General features: G+C 45.5%; 14 protein-coding genes and 1 pseudogene. 3 read left to right on the top strand and 12 right to left on the bottom strand.

What is annotated here, in order from left to right:
* Position 1: 1 nt before the first annotated feature.
* From DEM91_RS07150 to DEM91_RS07135, 4 genes are all read right to left on the bottom strand, one after another.
* The gene (locus tag DEM91_RS07150; protein ID WP_004354999.1) at positions 2–304 is read right to left on the bottom strand and encodes a DUF4134 domain-containing protein; all 303 of its coding nucleotides are present in this window, start codon (positions 302–304) and stop codon (positions 2–4) included.
* A gap of 163 nt (positions 305–467) precedes the next feature.
* Positions 468–1,283 (bottom strand): hypothetical protein, encoded by an 816-nt coding sequence (locus DEM91_RS07145; RefSeq protein WP_249858437.1) that lies wholly within the window; start codon positions 1,281–1,283, stop codon positions 468–470.
* A gap of 33 nt (positions 1,284–1,316) precedes the next feature.
* The gene (locus DEM91_RS07140) at positions 1,317–1,823 is read right to left on the bottom strand and encodes a DUF3408 domain-containing protein (protein ID WP_036887490.1); all 507 of its coding nucleotides are present in this window, start codon (positions 1,821–1,823) and stop codon (positions 1,317–1,319) included.
* Positions 1,824–1,832: 9 nt separating this feature from the next.
* Positions 1,833–2,612 (bottom strand): ParA family protein, encoded by a 780-nt coding sequence (locus tag DEM91_RS07135; RefSeq protein ID WP_249858436.1) that lies wholly within the window; start codon positions 2,610–2,612, stop codon positions 1,833–1,835.
* Between the two features lie 540 nt (positions 2,613–3,152).
* Between DEM91_RS07135 and DEM91_RS07130 the strand changes: the two genes are divergently transcribed.
* The 3 genes from DEM91_RS07130 to mobC all read left to right on the top strand — a co-directional run bounded on the left by DEM91_RS07130 (position 3,153) and on the right by mobC (position 6,882).
* On the top strand, positions 3,153–3,533 hold the full coding sequence (locus DEM91_RS07130) for a hypothetical protein (protein ID WP_249858435.1): 381 nt from the start codon (positions 3,153–3,155) through the stop codon (positions 3,531–3,533).
* A complete protein-coding gene (gene mobB / locus DEM91_RS07125) occupies positions 3,530–4,810 on the top strand; it encodes a conjugal transfer protein MobB (RefSeq protein WP_025073186.1) in 1,281 nt (426 codons plus the stop codon). Before DEM91_RS07130 ends, mobB begins: the two co-directional genes overlap by 4 nt.
* A gap of 68 nt (positions 4,811–4,878) precedes the next feature.
* Positions 4,879–6,882 carry a conjugal transfer protein MobC gene (mobC, locus tag DEM91_RS07120; RefSeq protein ID WP_249858434.1) on the top strand — a complete coding sequence of 668 codons (2,004 nt, stop codon included), beginning with the start codon at positions 4,879–4,881 and terminating at the stop codon, positions 6,880–6,882.
* A gap of 48 nt (positions 6,883–6,930) precedes the next feature.
* Here mobC and DEM91_RS07115 read toward each other — a convergent pair.
* The 8 genes and pseudogenes from DEM91_RS07115 to DEM91_RS07080 form a co-directional block, all read right to left on the bottom strand.
* Positions 6,931–7,044: pseudogene (locus DEM91_RS07115) on the bottom strand (IS982 family transposase); the annotation flags it as partial.
* A 137-nt stretch (positions 7,045–7,181) separates the two neighbouring features.
* Positions 7,182–8,801 carry a hypothetical protein gene (locus DEM91_RS07110; protein WP_249858433.1) on the bottom strand — a complete coding sequence of 540 codons (1,620 nt, stop codon included), beginning with the start codon at positions 8,799–8,801 and terminating at the stop codon, positions 7,182–7,184.
* A gap of 71 nt (positions 8,802–8,872) precedes the next feature.
* The gene (locus DEM91_RS07105; RefSeq protein WP_249858432.1) at positions 8,873–9,046 is read right to left on the bottom strand and encodes a hypothetical protein; all 174 of its coding nucleotides are present in this window, start codon (positions 9,044–9,046) and stop codon (positions 8,873–8,875) included.
* Between the two features lie 725 nt (positions 9,047–9,771).
* Positions 9,772–11,127: a DUF1302 family protein gene (locus DEM91_RS07100; protein ID WP_036864591.1), complete on the bottom strand. Its 1,356-nt coding sequence runs from the start codon at positions 11,125–11,127 to the stop codon at positions 9,772–9,774.
* A 1-nt stretch (position 11,128) separates the two neighbouring features.
* Positions 11,129–11,908, bottom strand: a complete 780-nt coding sequence (locus DEM91_RS07095; RefSeq protein ID WP_249858431.1) for an outer membrane lipoprotein-sorting protein — start codon at positions 11,906–11,908, stop codon at positions 11,129–11,131.
* Between the two features lie 11 nt (positions 11,909–11,919).
* Positions 11,920–14,292: an efflux RND transporter permease subunit gene (locus DEM91_RS07090; protein ID WP_249858430.1), complete on the bottom strand. Its 2,373-nt coding sequence runs from the start codon at positions 14,290–14,292 to the stop codon at positions 11,920–11,922.
* Positions 14,293–14,305: 13 nt separating this feature from the next.
* Positions 14,306–16,069 carry an ABC transporter ATP-binding protein gene (locus tag DEM91_RS07085; RefSeq protein ID WP_249858429.1) on the bottom strand — a complete coding sequence of 588 codons (1,764 nt, stop codon included), beginning with the start codon at positions 16,067–16,069 and terminating at the stop codon, positions 14,306–14,308.
* A partial coding sequence (locus DEM91_RS07080) for an ATP-binding cassette domain-containing protein (protein ID WP_249858428.1) occupies positions 16,066–16,602 on the bottom strand: 537 nt, incomplete at its 5' end. The genes DEM91_RS07080 and DEM91_RS07085, both read right to left, overlap by 4 nt.

Here is a 16,602-nt window from a genome sequence, read left to right as displayed (position 1 = left end):
GTTACAAGAAGAAAGAACGTAGGATGGTGGCAGCCACGATGAGGAAGATACACGCACCGAACCAAGAGGCTGCGGTCTTGCTCGTATCGGGGTCGCCCGAACTGAACTTGTTATAGACCTTGATTCCTCCAATCAAGCCCACCACGGCTCCGATGGCATAAATCAATTTGGTACCGGGGTCAAAATAACTGGTCACCATCTTGGTGGCTTCATTGATACCCGCCATTCCATTGCCCTGCGCATAAGCTCCTACGGTGGCGGCAGCCATCAGGAGCAGCATTGTGATTTTCTTTTTGTTGTTCATTGCTGTTTTTATTTTAAGTTGTTAAACAAATTATTTTCTTTTTAGGGTGAAAGTGGCAAGGGGTAGCTCGGTTTTATCGTATGACAGATATTGGTTGATTGTTTTACTTTTGAGCCACCCCCGCAACACTTTACAATTTTATAATATGAGTAAGAACATTAGTTTACAGATAATATGACAGTGGAAGTTCGGCTTCTTCCGAAACATCGCTGTTGCTGCTCTCTACGTTTGAGTCCGTTTCAAAGTCAGAAGAAGAGTTTATATTACTTTCCTCTAAGTCCAGTTCTTCCGCCTTGCGAATGGCAGCAAGCAGCTTTTGATGGTCTTTCTCTTGCTTGAGCGTTGCCTCCTTGATATAGTCCATGAGCTGTGTGCCCCGTATGCTTTGCAACGTGTCCTGCACCTTGTCTTCATCTACCTTATCAAGTTCATCGTCATTCCTATGCCAGCCGTTTACACGATATAAATCTCTTGTAAGAATGGCGGAAGGTGAGACTTCGGGCATCTCCGCATCAGCGATTTGCAGTTCCTCACGGACAATTGCGTCTTCGTCAGTTTCGTCCATTGTGTAGTCAACCTGCATTTCATTGTCCTCTTCTGTACCTTCCGCTTCTTTTGTTTCTTCGGGTACAGGTGAGTTCTTCTCTGCAAAAGTATTAGGTTTTTCATCTGGATTTTCAGAGGAGGAAACAGCGGGAACTTCGGGGAATTTTTGAGAGTTTTCCGTAATCTCTTTTGTGATTTCGGCATAGCGTTCCCCGTATGATTTACTTTTGCCGACAAGCATTTGCTGTGCCTGCTCAATTTGGTCTTGGGTAACAGAAGGCACTCTCTGTTTTTGTTCCTGTTCATTTTTCTTTTCACATGCTTTCTCCAATTTGCAGCACGCCATGCGGAATTGTTGCCAGAGGAAGAGTATTCCAATGAACACCCATACCGCTATCAGAAACAGAAGTATGTTGAATAGTATCGTTTGCATGATGGTGATTTTTATATATCGTTGGTTCTTTGTTCAAAAATCTATTGCTACCTTTCGTCGATGTTTTGCTGTGGCATTATTGAGCAGTTCCTTGTGCTCTTTGAGGTGTTCACGCAGGATGTTGTCAATGTAGGATGCCATTGATACCCGTTCGCCCAAGTCCTGCAAGACGTTTTTTAGCACTTGGAGTGTTTCAGCACTCATGGTAAAATTGGTCCGCTCTCGGAGGCGGACTGACTGTAAATAGCGTGTGCGGTAGTCGTCTAAGGAAATCTGGGATGTTCCCACACATTTTTCATTTCCTTTCTCGTGGCTTTTATACAAAGTCTTATCCTGCTTATTTTCCGAGGTAGACACAACCTCCTTTACCAGATGCAGTTTTTCCTTTTGGTTGGCACTGACCTCTGTTTTCATATCTTCTTCCTCATCAGGTGGGTCAAAAGCCAGCGTTTCCTTGGGAGGAGTCTTCATCACCCCTTCTTCGGCCATCTCCTTGAGCTTGGCTTCCAGTTTTTGCCGTTGTTCCTGTATGTTTGCCATAATGCTGTCTTATTTAATTTGAATATGGGTAAGTAATTCTTCTATCAGCTCATCAATACCCGTTCCTGTCCGTAAGGCTTTATTAGGAGGAAGATAAGTGGAGCGGAATACCCCACGAAATCCGTATTGCTCCAATTCATGGCTGAAACGGTGGGTGGCATAGATGTTTTGGTTAAGCAGCGTATAATCTTCGTTCTTGATATACTTGCTGTAGTATTCAATGAGCGTGTTCTTAACCCTGCGGTCAACCTTGTTCCATAGAAGAATGACTTCCTTGATACGGGCACTTGACATGGACACGCCCAAATCGTTTACCGCCTTGATATAGGTGAGGCAGGCAACCATCGACTGCACGTCTGGCTCTAAGGGAGAAAGGATATAGTCCATATCCAGCGAGAGTTGCAGAAGGTCGCTGGTACCCGCATGACCGGGAAAGTCAAAGATGACCAAATCGAATTTCTCTGATGGATGATTACTGATATACTCGCTTGCCGTTGCTATTGCCTCCTTAGGTGCAGCTTTGAGTATGCGGTAGGCTGTACGCTTCAAAGAAGAGAAATGTTGTCTCATCTGCTGAGAAAGCTGTGGATCACTTTCAATGCAAGCCTTTTCCCTTTCACGGAGTTTATAGAAAGAATCCTGAGACAAGTCACAGTCTACTGAAAAAAGGCGAATGCCTCTTTCGTAGTAAAGAATGCTGCTGACTATCTCCGCCAAAGTGCTTTTGCCAACACCTCCCTTTTGAGAGGAAAAGCCCAGAAATATGGGCGATGTTTGTATCTGTTCCATACTATAGATATTTTAATCGTTTGAACTATAATTCGAATGTTAGCTCGTTAAACTAATCGTCAGAACGAATTATTAATTCTTTTATCTGTCGAAATATCGAATTATCGATCGTTCGATTTGTCGATTTGTCGACATCTCGATAGTTCTATTTGACGATATATTGAACTATTGAAATAGAGTTCGTCATATCGCTCTTTTAATAGTTCTATCGAACGATATTCCGTTCGATTTATCTGCAAAATAAAAGCTTTTTCGATAGATATTTCTATGCCATAGAAATACAAGGATAAATAAGGGAAAAGAGTGAAAATGGTTGATAATGAGATATTTGAAAATCCACTGTAACTTTGCAGGCAGATAGAAAACATGGAGGTAAACTATCCGAAGCGGACACCCTTACAGGTGGATACTTCAATCGTATCAACTCTTGATATTGGCAAGGTGTGTCTTTGTCCGACAAACTCCGTTTCTGCCGACAAAGACCCTTGCCCCGAAGGGGAGAGAATTACTCCAAAGTCGTAATTACAAAAAGGAAAGATAATGAATGACAAGATTGAACGATGGGACAGATGGGACACCCGTCTTCCCAACCCAAAAGATCAGCAAAGGGCGATTGATTTGTTTCAACGTTCGGGCGCAGAAACCAAGTCGGATTTCGTGCGTGGTCGCATTCTTGGGGAGAGTTTCAAGGTGATTACGGTGGATAAATCCGCCGTGGAATACTACCGTAAACTCTCCGAACTGACGGCACAAATCCATAAAATTGGTGTACTGTATAACCAAACCGTGCGTGCCATCAACAGCTATCATTCGGTCAAGACCGCACAGATTCTGCTTGAAAAGTTGGAGAAACTGTCGGCTCAAATCATAGCTTTGCAAGAACAGGCTATCCGTTTAACCATTGACTACCGCAAAAGATGATTGCCAAGATTTCTGCAACGGAGAACCTTGGAGGATCACTCGGCTATAACTTCAAAAAGGTAGAGAAAGAGGAAGCAAGCATTCTTCTTGCCCAAGGCTTGTATCAAAACAAAGAGGGAACTTATACGATGGCAGAGGTGTTTGCCGATATGGAGGCTCTGATACCAAAGAAATGCCGAACGAAGAAAACGGTGTTCCATTGCTCGCTCAATCCGCACCCGGACGAGAAACTATCCGATGAAACACTTACACAGATTGCCAAAGAGTATATGGAGGCACTCGGCTACGGCAAGCAACCTTACATCGTGTTCAAGCATTGTGACATTGCCCGTGAGCATATACACATCGTATCGCTTCGAGTGGATAGTGAAGGAAAGAAAATCAACGACCGCTTCGAGAAGCGAAGGAGCAAGAAGATTACCGATGCCTTGGAAAAGAGGTTTGGTCTCATTCCAAGTTCAAAGGTTAGCGAGAAAGCCGTAACAGAAACGCCCAAGGTGGATATTGATAGAGGAAACATCAAGGAGCAGGTGGCAAGCACCCTCCGCATGGTGCTAAAACATTATAAGTTCTGTTCATTGGGCGAACTAAACGCCATTTTGGGCAAATATAACCTTGCCGTAGAAGAAGTAAAGACGGAGTTTCGGGGAAAGAAGTATGACGGCTTAGTCTATGTGCCTACTGATGATAAGGGCGACAAGGTAAGCACACCCATCAACGCATCGGACATCGGTCGTGGTGTGGGCTATACTGCCATACAGAACAGGATACAAAAGTCGAAACAAACCATCAAACTACTGATACCAACCATAAGGAACAAGGTGTTACAAACAATGCGTACCTCTCCCAATATGGAGAAAGAACTTCGGCAAAGATTGGAGGAACAGGGCTTGCGTGTGGTAATTCGAAAGAATGATAATGGAAGAATTTACGGCATTACCTTTATTGATGACGAGCGGGGTGCTGCATTCAACGGTTCACGATTGGGCAAGGGATATTCCGCCAATGTATTCAATGCCTATTTCTTTAATCCAACAAATAACCCTTTCTTGGACGAGGAACTTTATGGTAAGTCGACTGTCAGTGTAGAGCAGACGAACAAGGTTCAGGTATTACAGCATGGCACGGAGGACTATGACATCGTTGTCGATGAACTTATCGAAAGTATGGCAGATGGTTCATTCCTATCTACGGGCAACGATGATTGGAAGGAGGCGGCATGGCAGCGTAAGCTCCGTAAACAAAGTAAGGTAAATCTTAGACGAAGAAAACATTAAACAAACGAGCATTTCTATCTCCCCTCCTTAGGAGAGGTTGGGGGAGGCTTCCCAAAAACAATACGATTATGGCACAAGAAGATGATTTAAGGGCATTAGGTAAAGTCATGGACTTTATGCGAGGTATATCGGTGATATTCCTTCTGATTAACTGTTATTGGTTCTGTTACGAGGCATTTCAACAGTGGCATTTCACGCTCGGTATCATCAACAAGATACTGATGAACTTTCAGCGAACTACGGGATTGTTTTCATCCATCCTTTGGACAAAACTCTTTTGTGTGGTTTTCCTTGCCTTGTCCTGTCTTGGGACAAAGGGCGTGAAAGAGGAGAAAATCACTTGGCCAAAAATTTGGACAGTGCTTTTCTCCGGTTTTGTCTTTTTCTTTCTCAACTGGTGGCTGTTGGTATTGCCCATAGGAAAAATTGGAGCAGCTTCGCTCTATATCTTCACGCTCTCCATTGGCTATATCTGCCTGCTGATGGGTGGTGTATGGATGAGCCGACTGCTCAAAAACAACCTGATGGACGATGTGTTCAACACGGAGAACGAGAGCTTTATGCAGGAAACCCGATTGATGGAAAACGAATACTCGGTAAACCTCCCCACACGATTTTACTACAAAAAAAGGTGGAACAAAGGTTGGATTAACGTAGTCAATCCCTTCCGTGCCTCAATGGTACTCGGCACACCGGGTTCGGGTAAATCCTACGCCATTGTGAACAACTACATCAAGCAGCAGATAGAGAAAGGATTTGCCATGTATATCTATGATTACAAGTTTCCCGACCTTTCAGAGATAGCCTATAATCACCTGCTTAATCACTTGGATGCCTACAAGATAAAGCCGCAGTTCTATGTCATCAACTTCGATGATCCGAGAAAGTCGCATCGCTGCAATCCTATCAATCCAGCCTTTATGACGGATATATCAGACGCTTATGAGAGTGCCTACACCATCATGCTCAACCTCAACCGTTCGTGGATTCAGAAGCAGGGAGATTTCTTTGTGGAGTCGCCGATTATCTTGCTTGCTGCCATCATCTGGTTTCTGAAGATATATGAGAATGGTAAGTATTGCACCTTTCCCCACGCTATCGAGTTCCTTAACCGCCCATACGCACAGATTTTCCCTATACTCACTTCCTACGACGAGCTTGCCAACTACCTTTCTCCCTTTATGGACGCTTGGGAAGGTGGAGCGCAAGACCAGTTGCAAGGACAGATTGCCAGTGCCAAAATACCGCTTTCACGAATGATTTCACCAGCCCTTTATTGGGTGATGACGGGGGATGACTTCTCGCTCGACATCAACAATCCCAATGAGCCGAAAGTGCTTGTTGTGGGGAACAACCCCGACCGACAAAATATCTATTCGGCGGCACTAGGATTGTATAACAGCCGTATCGTGAAACTCATCAATAAGAAGAAACAACTTAAATCCTCCGTGATTATTGACGAGTTGCCGACCATCTATTTCCGTGGCTTGGATAATCTCATTGCTACAGCCCGAAGCAACAAGGTGGCGGTGTGCTTGGGCTTTCAAGACTTTAGTCAATTAACAAGAGATTATGGCGACAAGGAAAGCAAGGTAATACAAAACACTGTGGGCAACGTGTTCAGTGGGCAAGTGGTAGGCGAAACTGCTAAAACGCTTTCAGAACGTTTCGGCAAGGTACTTCAACAACGGCAATCCATGACCATCAACCGCAACGATAAGTCCACCTCTATCTCCACACAAATGGATAGCCTTATCCCTGCATCAAAAATCAGCAATCTCACGCAAGGAATGTTCGTGGGTGCAGTGTCCGATAACTTTGATGAACGTATTGAGCAGAAAATTTTCCATGCGGAGGTAGTCGTGGACAGTGCAAAAGTCTCTGCAGAGATGAAAGCCTATCAATCAATTCCTGTAATAGCAAACTTCACAAACGAAGATGGTTTTGACAACCTCAAAGAGATCATCGAAGCCAACTATAAGCGTGTTAAACAGAATATTATCGTTCTCATTGATGAAGAAATTAAAAGGATAAAAGATTCTCCTTCTCTTTGTCATCTTATAAAAGAATGAAATATAATGTTCTAATAACTTTTACGCGAGTTCGGGATAAGAAAATCTTTAGAAAAGTTCCAATTGCCTTGATTTCTCTATGTGTACCGGCAGGCCTTCCGGCTTATTGTCAAAGAAACAACAGGCTGTAAGAGCAGAACACAAGTTCATGATGAAATTATACGCGAGTTCGGAATAAGTGACAAAAAGAGACCCATTTTAGGTCTCTTTTTGTTACTTGTGTCGAAATCGACCGCCAAAGGCGGTTTTTATGAGCGGGCCTTTTAAAGAGCCCGCCCAAAATAAAACGATCGGGAAGACTACTCGAAGGGCTGCGTCACAAACCCGTAGTAGCGGTAGCTGTAACTGAACAGCCTCACGCCACCACTGTAGAAGTTCAGGTAGAACGCGCAACTACTTTTGCCGGGAGTAGCACTGGACGACCAGTAGTAACCGCCGAAACCAAGGTCGTTAAGCTCACCACTGTCGTAATAGCCCAACGCAGGGAGGAAGAAGTATTTTCCAATCTCGCTATCAGCGGGCTTGCCGTTCTCGGGAGAAATGCTGTAGTAGTCGGAAGAAGTAAGCAAATTTTTTCCGTTTGGATCTGCCTGCTTTAAGGCAGCAAGCTCCCTGCCGTTTTCCTGAGCGATAACGCTGAGCTTCTTCAGCCATAGACCACCAGTGTGAAGCTCGCCGAAAACCTCCCAACAAGTACTATCATCCCAATGGGCATCGCCCCTCAATACGTACCAACCCATTTCGTTGGCATTGGGAAGTTTCTTGAAGAGAGGATTGACGGAAGCCTCGAAAGGACCTTCACCTTCGTGATACCAACGAGAAGCATCGGCAGTCTTGGACCTGGGATAACCGTCGTTATCTGCACCTTCCGTTGTTGGCTGCCAAGGATCAGCAGCGTCCCACTCATGACCGAACCAATAGTTCTCACGAGCATCCCACATATAATAATTGTGACCGCTGTAATGTCTAACACCAAGATTAACGGGAATATCACAAATTTTATTGGCACCAAAGTTATGTGATTTATAACTTTTGGTTATTGTCATAACCGTATTCTTTGCGTCTAAAACTGTATATTTTACTTTCAAGGCATGGGTGCCTGGAGCTATAACTACGTAAAGTGAGTTTTTAATACTTTTCGTTGCTGTTGCTTGATCAGCAAGCTTAAGACCATCACGACCTACATTCAGCGTAATTGTCTTTGAATTACCCGTACCGGAAAGACCTGCTTGGGTAAGGTCATAAGTACCAGCAATATTGTTATCAGAGGTTATCTCTATGCTTTTGAGCTTTAAGTTTGCGCGATCCCACTGAGGAGCCATATAGGGAAGGAAGCAAAGATAAGACGCCTTGTGCTCCAAGTCGAAACGATAACCGCTCTTGCCTGAAACGGTAGTCTTCGTTGCCTTTGCTACACCGCAATCGCCAGCGGCACCAAAATGCTTGGTGTTGTTAAAGGCTACTTGTGTCTGATCGCTGGCGATAACAACTTTCTTTTCACTGGCACCAGAGTTTGTACCACAATAGTACACATCGTATTGTCCCTTAGTGGTGTAAGAACCATCTACAAAGAATGTAGCGCGAGCTACAGCATCATTGATAGTATTCTGACTCTTATATAATTTACCATTATCGTCCTCTACATAGATCACGTCTTTAGGTTCCCAAAGGAAGGCTCCTTGACCACCGATGCCGTTACGATTCATAGAGGTGCGGGTGAGAAAGCCAGGGACTTCTGTTGAAATTTCAGGAGAACTAAGCTGCATACGCTCCATAGGAGCCTCTGTAACGATACCTCCTGTAAAGGCGGTAAGCTGTCCATTACTATTACTATCAGCACTCTCTTCGTTAGAACAGCTACACATCAGCACAGATACAGCCACGCAAACCGCAAATGAGATAAATGATTTTGTTTTCATCTGTATCAATTTTTATAAAATTAATTCATTAAAAATGGTTATTACAAATAAAGTATTTAAGAGTTGCCTGCTTACCACTGTTCATCATCTTCAGGTTCCAAAGGATCAGGATCGGGTTCAGCATCCTTATGCCCACCATCCGAAGGACTTCCTGCACAAAGCGAATACTCTACTGCAATGCAAACGACATTAGGACTAATGTAAGCCGCCTTTTTACCTGCGGCACTTGTTTCTGTTTTACTCATAACGATACAATAAATTTAATTTTTAGATATACAATAATTTATAAAGGGAAGAAAAGATAGGGCTTACACAGGCAGACACAAAGCCTCGCTGCGCACTAAAGCATAATGCACAGAAAGAGGTATAAGAGAAGATATATCTACCTATTATTATATATATAAGAGAGAGAGAGAGAGAGAGAGAGAGAGAGAGAGAGAGAGTACAAAATTATTTGGAACTACCAAATAATTTGTGTTAAAAGAAAGAAAGTTGTTTTTTCTTTGCAGCACATCCTGCACCAAAGAATGTTTGGAGCAATGGTGTAAGCGGCTATGTAAAAAAGCTGATTCCAATCTCTGTCTGTATTTAATTTGATGGCAAAGATAAGGTTTCTTTTGTATTTTGCAATTTTTTTATAATATATTTCTGCGTGTTTTGCAATTTTTTAAAAGAAATAAACAATTTATGGTCAATTCCCTATGCGAGTTCGGGATAAGAAATCTTTAGAAAAGTTCCAGTTGCCTTGATTATCCTCTGTCAGCGAACACTTTTCCATATAAGACTTTTATAAATACGCTCCACACACGTTAATCTCGTCGGTAATATAGAATATTTCAGTAACTTTATCTTTGGTAATCATCGCTTGGTTTTTATTTGTAACTTATTGACTTTCAATCATAAAAGTACAAATAATAAGCGAGATTACCAACTTTTTAAGAACTTTTCTTATCCAGAACTCGCGTAACTTTTAAAAACTATATTTCATTTTTACCCACGCCTCCGAGTTCTTCGCATACATTTGGAACATACCTTTATCGGCATGGAAATAATCGTAGCCAGCGGTGAGTTCGATTTGGTCGTTAAGAGAATAGGAAGCCGAGAAACGATTGAAGATGCCGCCGTTTGTTACATCAATGTAGGCAAAGGTGGAGAGTTTCAGCGTGTTGCGCAGCAGTTCTTTGGCGAGCCGTGCGGTGGCAAGTCCAGCATTGCGGTAGGCAGAAAGTCCGTCAAGATTGCCCGAAGTGTATTTGTGGCAGTATTGAAGACTTACATTCCAATCGTTGCCCGGATACCAATCAAGTCCTGCAAGGGCGTTGAGGGAGTTGCGCTGCACGGCATTCTGTCCCAAGCCTACACTCTGCGCCTCGCCTATATAGTCGGCTATTTCGGCACGGACAACGAACTTACCTATGGGCAGTGAGCAATCGGCACCGAGCATAGTCATGCGATGGTACTTCCCGACTATGCGAAGCGATTTCCCATTAGCCGACAGTTCAGGACAAAAGGCAGGCTGTTTGTTCCACGTCCGCAAGGCACTCACAGAGAAATCCACTCCGCTTAGGTTTACGGTTATGCGTCCACCAAACTCCATATTCTTCAGTCGTTTCTCTGGCTTTCCACTTTCCAAGTCTATCGTATAGGGCAATGGTGAGGACGAAAGGCGTATTGCCCATGGATTGCGCTCATCTGTGGGCAGTATGAAGAAATCGGCTACAGGATTGCACACCGCCTCGAGCGTAACCGCTCCCATTGTGTACTTAGCACGTAGGGCATTGACAGGCATACGAATATCGTCATAGTCCTGTGCAAGAAATTCGGTGTAGTCGAACGGCGACACGCAGTCAGTAAGTCGCAGCGCATCTGCCACCCCCCATACCACAATCTGTCGTCCCACACGCAGATCAAGATTACCCTTTGCATAGGCAAGATAAGCCTCGCGCAGCTCCAGTCCCGTGCGTTCTTTGAGTATTCCGTTGTAGATAGCGTTCAGCGACACAAAGAGCGAAGCCGCTCCTTTTTCAAGTTTCAGTTCTCCTCGCGCCCGAGTCCTCGATGCCATCCAGTCGGCTTTTCCCTCTGTCCTTACAGCGTGATAGGTATCGAGGAAACCTTTCACCTGCACCTGCAAAGCGTTGTCGTCGGTAGTTTCGAATGTTTCTTCCAAAACTTCTTCCGAACCAGCAACAGTGTTTTCCAAACTGATAATGGTATCTTCACAAACAATGGTGTCGCTCTCTGTTTGCAGCGTGTCGATTTGGGCTGATGCCTGTGCCGAGAGCATCGGCACAAGCAGGAGCATACATAATCGGAGTAGGTTCATATCAGAGTCCTTTCTCCAATTTGGAAACGGTGAAGAGATTGGGCTGCACCTTCACGTTGAACCGCTGGTTGTTCATGCGGATGATGGTCTTATGTCCCGTCTGTACGTTCTCCATCTGCATGAGGTGCATCGTCCAGAAACCCTGCACCTTGTTGATGTTGGAGATGGTGAGCCGGCGGTGCAGCTTCTTCAGCTTGTCGTAAAAATCGGACTTGACAACCATCAGGCAGTCCTGCCTTATCCACGTGATGCGGTAGGCATATATCTCGTCCCTGTCCTTGGGCGTGGACTGCACCACCCAGCATTTCTTTCCTCCCACGACCTCCTCGCGAAGCAGTTTGTGCGTTTCCTCGTCCACGCTACGCGTGTTCATGTCGTTGTAGGTGAAGTCGCTGCCCATAAAGTAGTCGGTCTTCGACGACTTGCCGCTGATGCGCCTCGTCTTTTTCATGGCAGGCAGATAGAGCCACTTGTTGTCCACCTTGCGTGGATTGTCGTAGTCCCAGGTGAGAAATCCTGTTCCCTTTACATCTCCGGGATAAGTGAAGAACATAATTTTCTTTGTGTCCTTGCCTACGTCCATTGCCCACGATTCGAGTTTTCTGATGCGTTTGTGTCCACTTCGCTGAATGAGCGTCATCTCTACGTTAGCGTAGCGTGTGTCGCCATCAGGTCGGTTCTTTACTTTTTGCATAATATCCCTACCAGACAGTCCTGCTGCCTGTGCGCTGCCAATTGCCAACAGGGCGATGAGCAGCAATGTAAAATTTCTTGTTTTCATATTTTTACGGTTTAATTGTTATTTTGAGTGTTGTTGATGTTTACTTTTTCTTGCTTGAAGATGTGGAGATAGTCTATGAGGATAGGAGTGAGGAAGAGGTCAGTCAGCAAAGCCGATACCATGCCTGCTACTGCCAATATGCCCCAGTTGCTCATCTGTGTGGCATCGGAGAAGACGAAGCCCATGAATGTAGCTGAGATGACAACCGTGGACATCACAATGGCAAGTCCTTCGGTGCGGAAGGTGCGGTTGATGGCTGTTTCGTAGTTGCCGCATCTTTCGTATGCCACATGACTGTGGTTGATGAAGTGAATGGTATCATCGACAGCGATACCCAAGACCATAGGAATGAGCGAGGCGGTCATGATGTCGAGTGGGTAGCCCAGCCAGCCCATCATTCCACCTACGATAATGGCAGGGGCAATGTTGGGTATCATACCTACGAGTCCCACTTTCCAATTGGCGAATATCAGTACGAGAATAACGCCGATCACCAATACCGACAACATCATCGACCACATCTGTCCTCGCTCCACATACTGCTGCATGACGGTGAATTGCGGAAGATTCCCCACCACCGAGACGTGTGCTTCGGGGAAGAGACGGCGTGCCTCCGCCTGAAGGTCGTTCATTTCCTTTTCCGCCTCGTTGGAGTTGTAATTGTTCAGTTCTATTTGTAGCCTTAGCCGTTTGTAGTTGTAGTCCATCCAGTATTCCGACTCCGTGCCGCCTGCATTTTCATAGAGCAACAGCAACTGTGCCACCATATCGGCATTGTCGGGAATGGTGTAAAATTGCTGCTTGTTTCCGTTGAGTGTGCAATTCATGTCTTTCACGATGTCAGTGATGGAGTTGTGGCGTTTGGTTAGCTTGTAGCCGCCTGCAATTTTTGACAATTGGTCGAGCTTCTGTAGATTTCCTGGTTTCTTGGCATCGTTGTCGTGTGGCAGCGTAATCATCAAATCGTAGGCATACATGGAACCGAGTTCCGTTTCACAAAGGTTGAGGAATTTGTTGACGTAAGGCACTTTTCTCCCCATCGTCTTCTCAATGTCGAATGCTGGCTCGATGAAGAAGAGTCCGATGCCACAGATAATTGTCAGCACCACCGACAAAGCGACAATGCCCCGATGATGGCGTATCACAAAGCTCCCGAATTGCTCAAACCGATTGCCAATATAACCCTCAAAGCTCTTCGACATGTTGGCGGCTGGTTTTCTATCTTTGCCAAACGACAACAGAAGGGGAGTGATGAAAAGGCAGGTAATCAATACGGCGAGCAGACTGATTGATGTATTGAGACCAATTGCCTGCATGGGTACGATGTTCATGGAAAGGAATGTCATCATGGCAGCCACGGTGGTGAGTGCCGAGAGCGATACGCCCCAACCGGTCTCGCCCATTGCGTCGATGATGGATTGCCTGCGCCTACCTGTCTCTACGAAGCGCGTCTTGAAGAAGTTGTACAGGTGGATGTTGTAGGCTATGGAGCAAGCAAAGGTGAGAATGACGGCTATCATCATGGTAGTCATGTCGATGTAGATGCCTGTCCAGCCGATGATGCCAAAGCTGATGAGCAGTCCTAAGATAGAGGTGAGCAAAGGTGCTATTACTCCACGTAGCGAACGAGTTACAATGAGCATCACTACAATAGAGATGATAAATGCGAAGAGGAACAATCGTCCCATTTCGCCCTTGAGATAGACCACCTTTTCATAGCTCAGATAAGGCATTCCTGCAGCAGCGGGCGACAGTTCTGCATATTTCTCCTTGCCTATGATATGTCCTGCTTCCCTGCCAGTAATCATGTCGGGAGCCATGTCGCTTGTCTTCTTCCACACACTATCGGCAGGGAAGGGGCGCAGCTTTACCATGATCCATGTCATTGTTCCATCGGTCGATACCATTTTCTTCGCCAGATAGGGTTTGCTGTAAGCCTTGCGCTTGATTTCTTTCAGTCCAGCGGCATCCGATGGAATTTGCTCGGGTACAATCTGCTCAATGGTCATACCTTCCTCCGTACCAGAGGCAAACTCAAGGTCGGTGAGCGATGTTACCTTGTCGGCGTACGACAAACTATCTTTCAGTTCGTTGCTCAGCTCACGAATGAGTGTGAGACTGCGTTTTGAGAAGATGTCCTTGTTCTTTACCAATACTGCCACATAGTAGTCGTTACCAAAGATAGACTTGAACTCGTTGGTCTTGAGCAGTATAGGGTCGTCGCTTAGGAAATAGTCATCGAACGAAGTTCTTACCACGATGCGCTTGGCTCCAACGAGCGAAAAGGCGATGACCACCGCAAACAGCGCACCCACAACAAGCCGATGGCGCAAAATCCAGTTCGCCAGCTGCCTGAAAAGGTTGTTGATTTTTTCGATTTTCATGATTGCTTTCTTTTTATTTTGTTTCTATTTTTATTTTTGATGAGATATTTGCCGAAGGAGTATCTTGTTGCAGTCTTACCATTTGTGCAAAAGTCCCATTGTGTGCCATTAGTTCATCGGGTGCGCCCTGTTCCACGACTATTCCGCCCGAGAGTACTATGATGTGGTCGGCACCCAATACGGTGCGCATGCGGTGTGCAATGATGATGACAGTCTTGTTGCGCACCAGTTCGGAGATACCAGCCTGAATCTTTGTCTCGTTCTCGGCATCAAGGCTGGCGGTTGCTTCGTCCAAGAGGATGACAGGAGCATCTTTTAAGAGCGCACGGGCTATGGAGATACGCTGCCGCTCCCCACCCGAAAGGGTTTCCCCATTTTCGCCAATCACCGTGTCGTAGCCTTGTGGCATACGACTGATGAAGTCATCGCACTGTGCCAATCGTGCCACATGCCTTACTTCCTCATCGGTGGCGTCGCGCTTTCCTATGCGTATGTTGTCGGCAACAGAGGCATTGAAGAGCATCACGTCTTGAAATACTACGGCGTAATTTTTGAGCAACGTCTCTGGTTCTATGTCAGAGATGTCGTGTCCGCCCAGTGTTATCTTCCCACTATTGATGTCCCAAAAACGTGCAGCGAGCTTTGCTGCGGTGCTTTTTCCTCCTCCAGATGATCCAACGAGTGCGGTTATCTCGCCCTGTCGGGCAGTGAATGAAACATTGTTGAGCACCTGCTTGTCTGTTTCGTAGGAAAAGCTGACGTTGTGGAACTCAATGTCATAGTTCGAAACTTCCACCTCTGTGTCGCCCGTCTGTATGGGCATTGCCTCCATCTCTTTCATTCGCTTGATGCGTACATCGAGAAAAGTAAGAATAGCAAGGTGATTGCATACTTCAAGAATAGGATTATAGACCATTGCCGAGACAAGGAGGAACGCCAGATAGACGAACACCGACACGTCGCCACGCTGAAGCATCCATGCACCTACAACGATGACGGTAGGCATGCCCAGTTTAAGCAGTACAGCGGAGATGTTGACAAACGCACCTGTCAAGAGTTCACCAGCAACAAGTCCTTTTTCCAATATTTTTAATCGCTGGTCGAACCGCTGATTGTATTCGTCCTCGCCATTGTACGATTTGATTTCCTGCACACACTCCAGTCCTTCCTGTATCTGTTCGCTCACTCCTCGTTTGATGTGGTAGACATGTGTAAAAGCCTTGTCCATTCGATTTCGTGAAATCAATAGCACTACCAAGGCAAAAGGTACTACCCAAAACAGTGCGATAGCTAATCGCCAGTCGTAACAGAACATTCCCGCTGCGATAATGACAATGCTCACCACAGAAGCAAACAGTTGGGGAATGGCGTGCGAGAACGTTGTTTCCAATAGTGTGCAGTCTTCCATAATAGTGGCAGTGAGGTCGGAGAGATTGCGCTCACCAAAGAAGGCGAGAGGTAAACGGCGCAGTTTCTCGGCTAAAGAGATACGGCGTTGCGCACTCTCATTATATACGGTGGTATAGGTGCTGTCGTATTGCCGACGCATCACCATGAGCATCACAACCATTAGTCCTGCTGCCACGAGGAGATAAAACCACAACGTATGAGGGGCATTCCTTGGCATATTATCGAGATACTCCATCAGGAAGAAAAACAAATAAGTGGGTGGCAGCATTAGCACAAGGTTGAGCAGTGTCGAAAAGATGATGCCTTGCCGCAAGTCTTTTGCTCCTTTTTCCGTAAGAGCGAAACGGTTTTGAAAATATTTTATCATGACTTTATGACTTTATGACTTTTAATAGATGATAGTTTCCACGAAACGGATTGTTGATATTCATTCCACATACGGTGGTAATACTTTTCCTCACTCAATAGTTCCTCGTGCGTTCCCTGTTCGACTATCTTGCCGTTGTCCACAACTACGATGCTGTCGGCATCCTGAACAGTGGTAAGTCTATGGGCTATCATCAGCACGGTTTTTCCTTGGGTGAGATGTGCCAGTGCCTTACGGATAAGCTGTTCGTTTTCGGGGTCGGCAAAGGCGGTCGCTTCATCGAGCACTATGATAGGAGCATCTTTCAGAATGGCACGGGCAAGAACAATTCGCTGCTGCTCACCTCCCGAAAGATAAGTACCTTCGGCACCGATAACGGTATCTAATCCCTGTGGCAGCCGGTCGATAATCTCGCGACTTTGTGAGAGGTCGATGGCACGGTTGATCTGATCGGTTGTTGCATCAGGATTGCCGTAACGTAGGTTTTCGATGAGCGAAGTCTTGAACAGACGGGTGTTTTGGAAGACGAACGA

The organism is Prevotella sp. TCVGH (genome assembly GCF_023522295.1).
In the GTDB taxonomy this organism is placed as follows: domain Bacteria; phylum Bacteroidota; class Bacteroidia; order Bacteroidales; family Bacteroidaceae; genus Prevotella; species Prevotella timonensis.
This window is presented reverse-complemented; position numbering and strand designations above follow the sequence as displayed.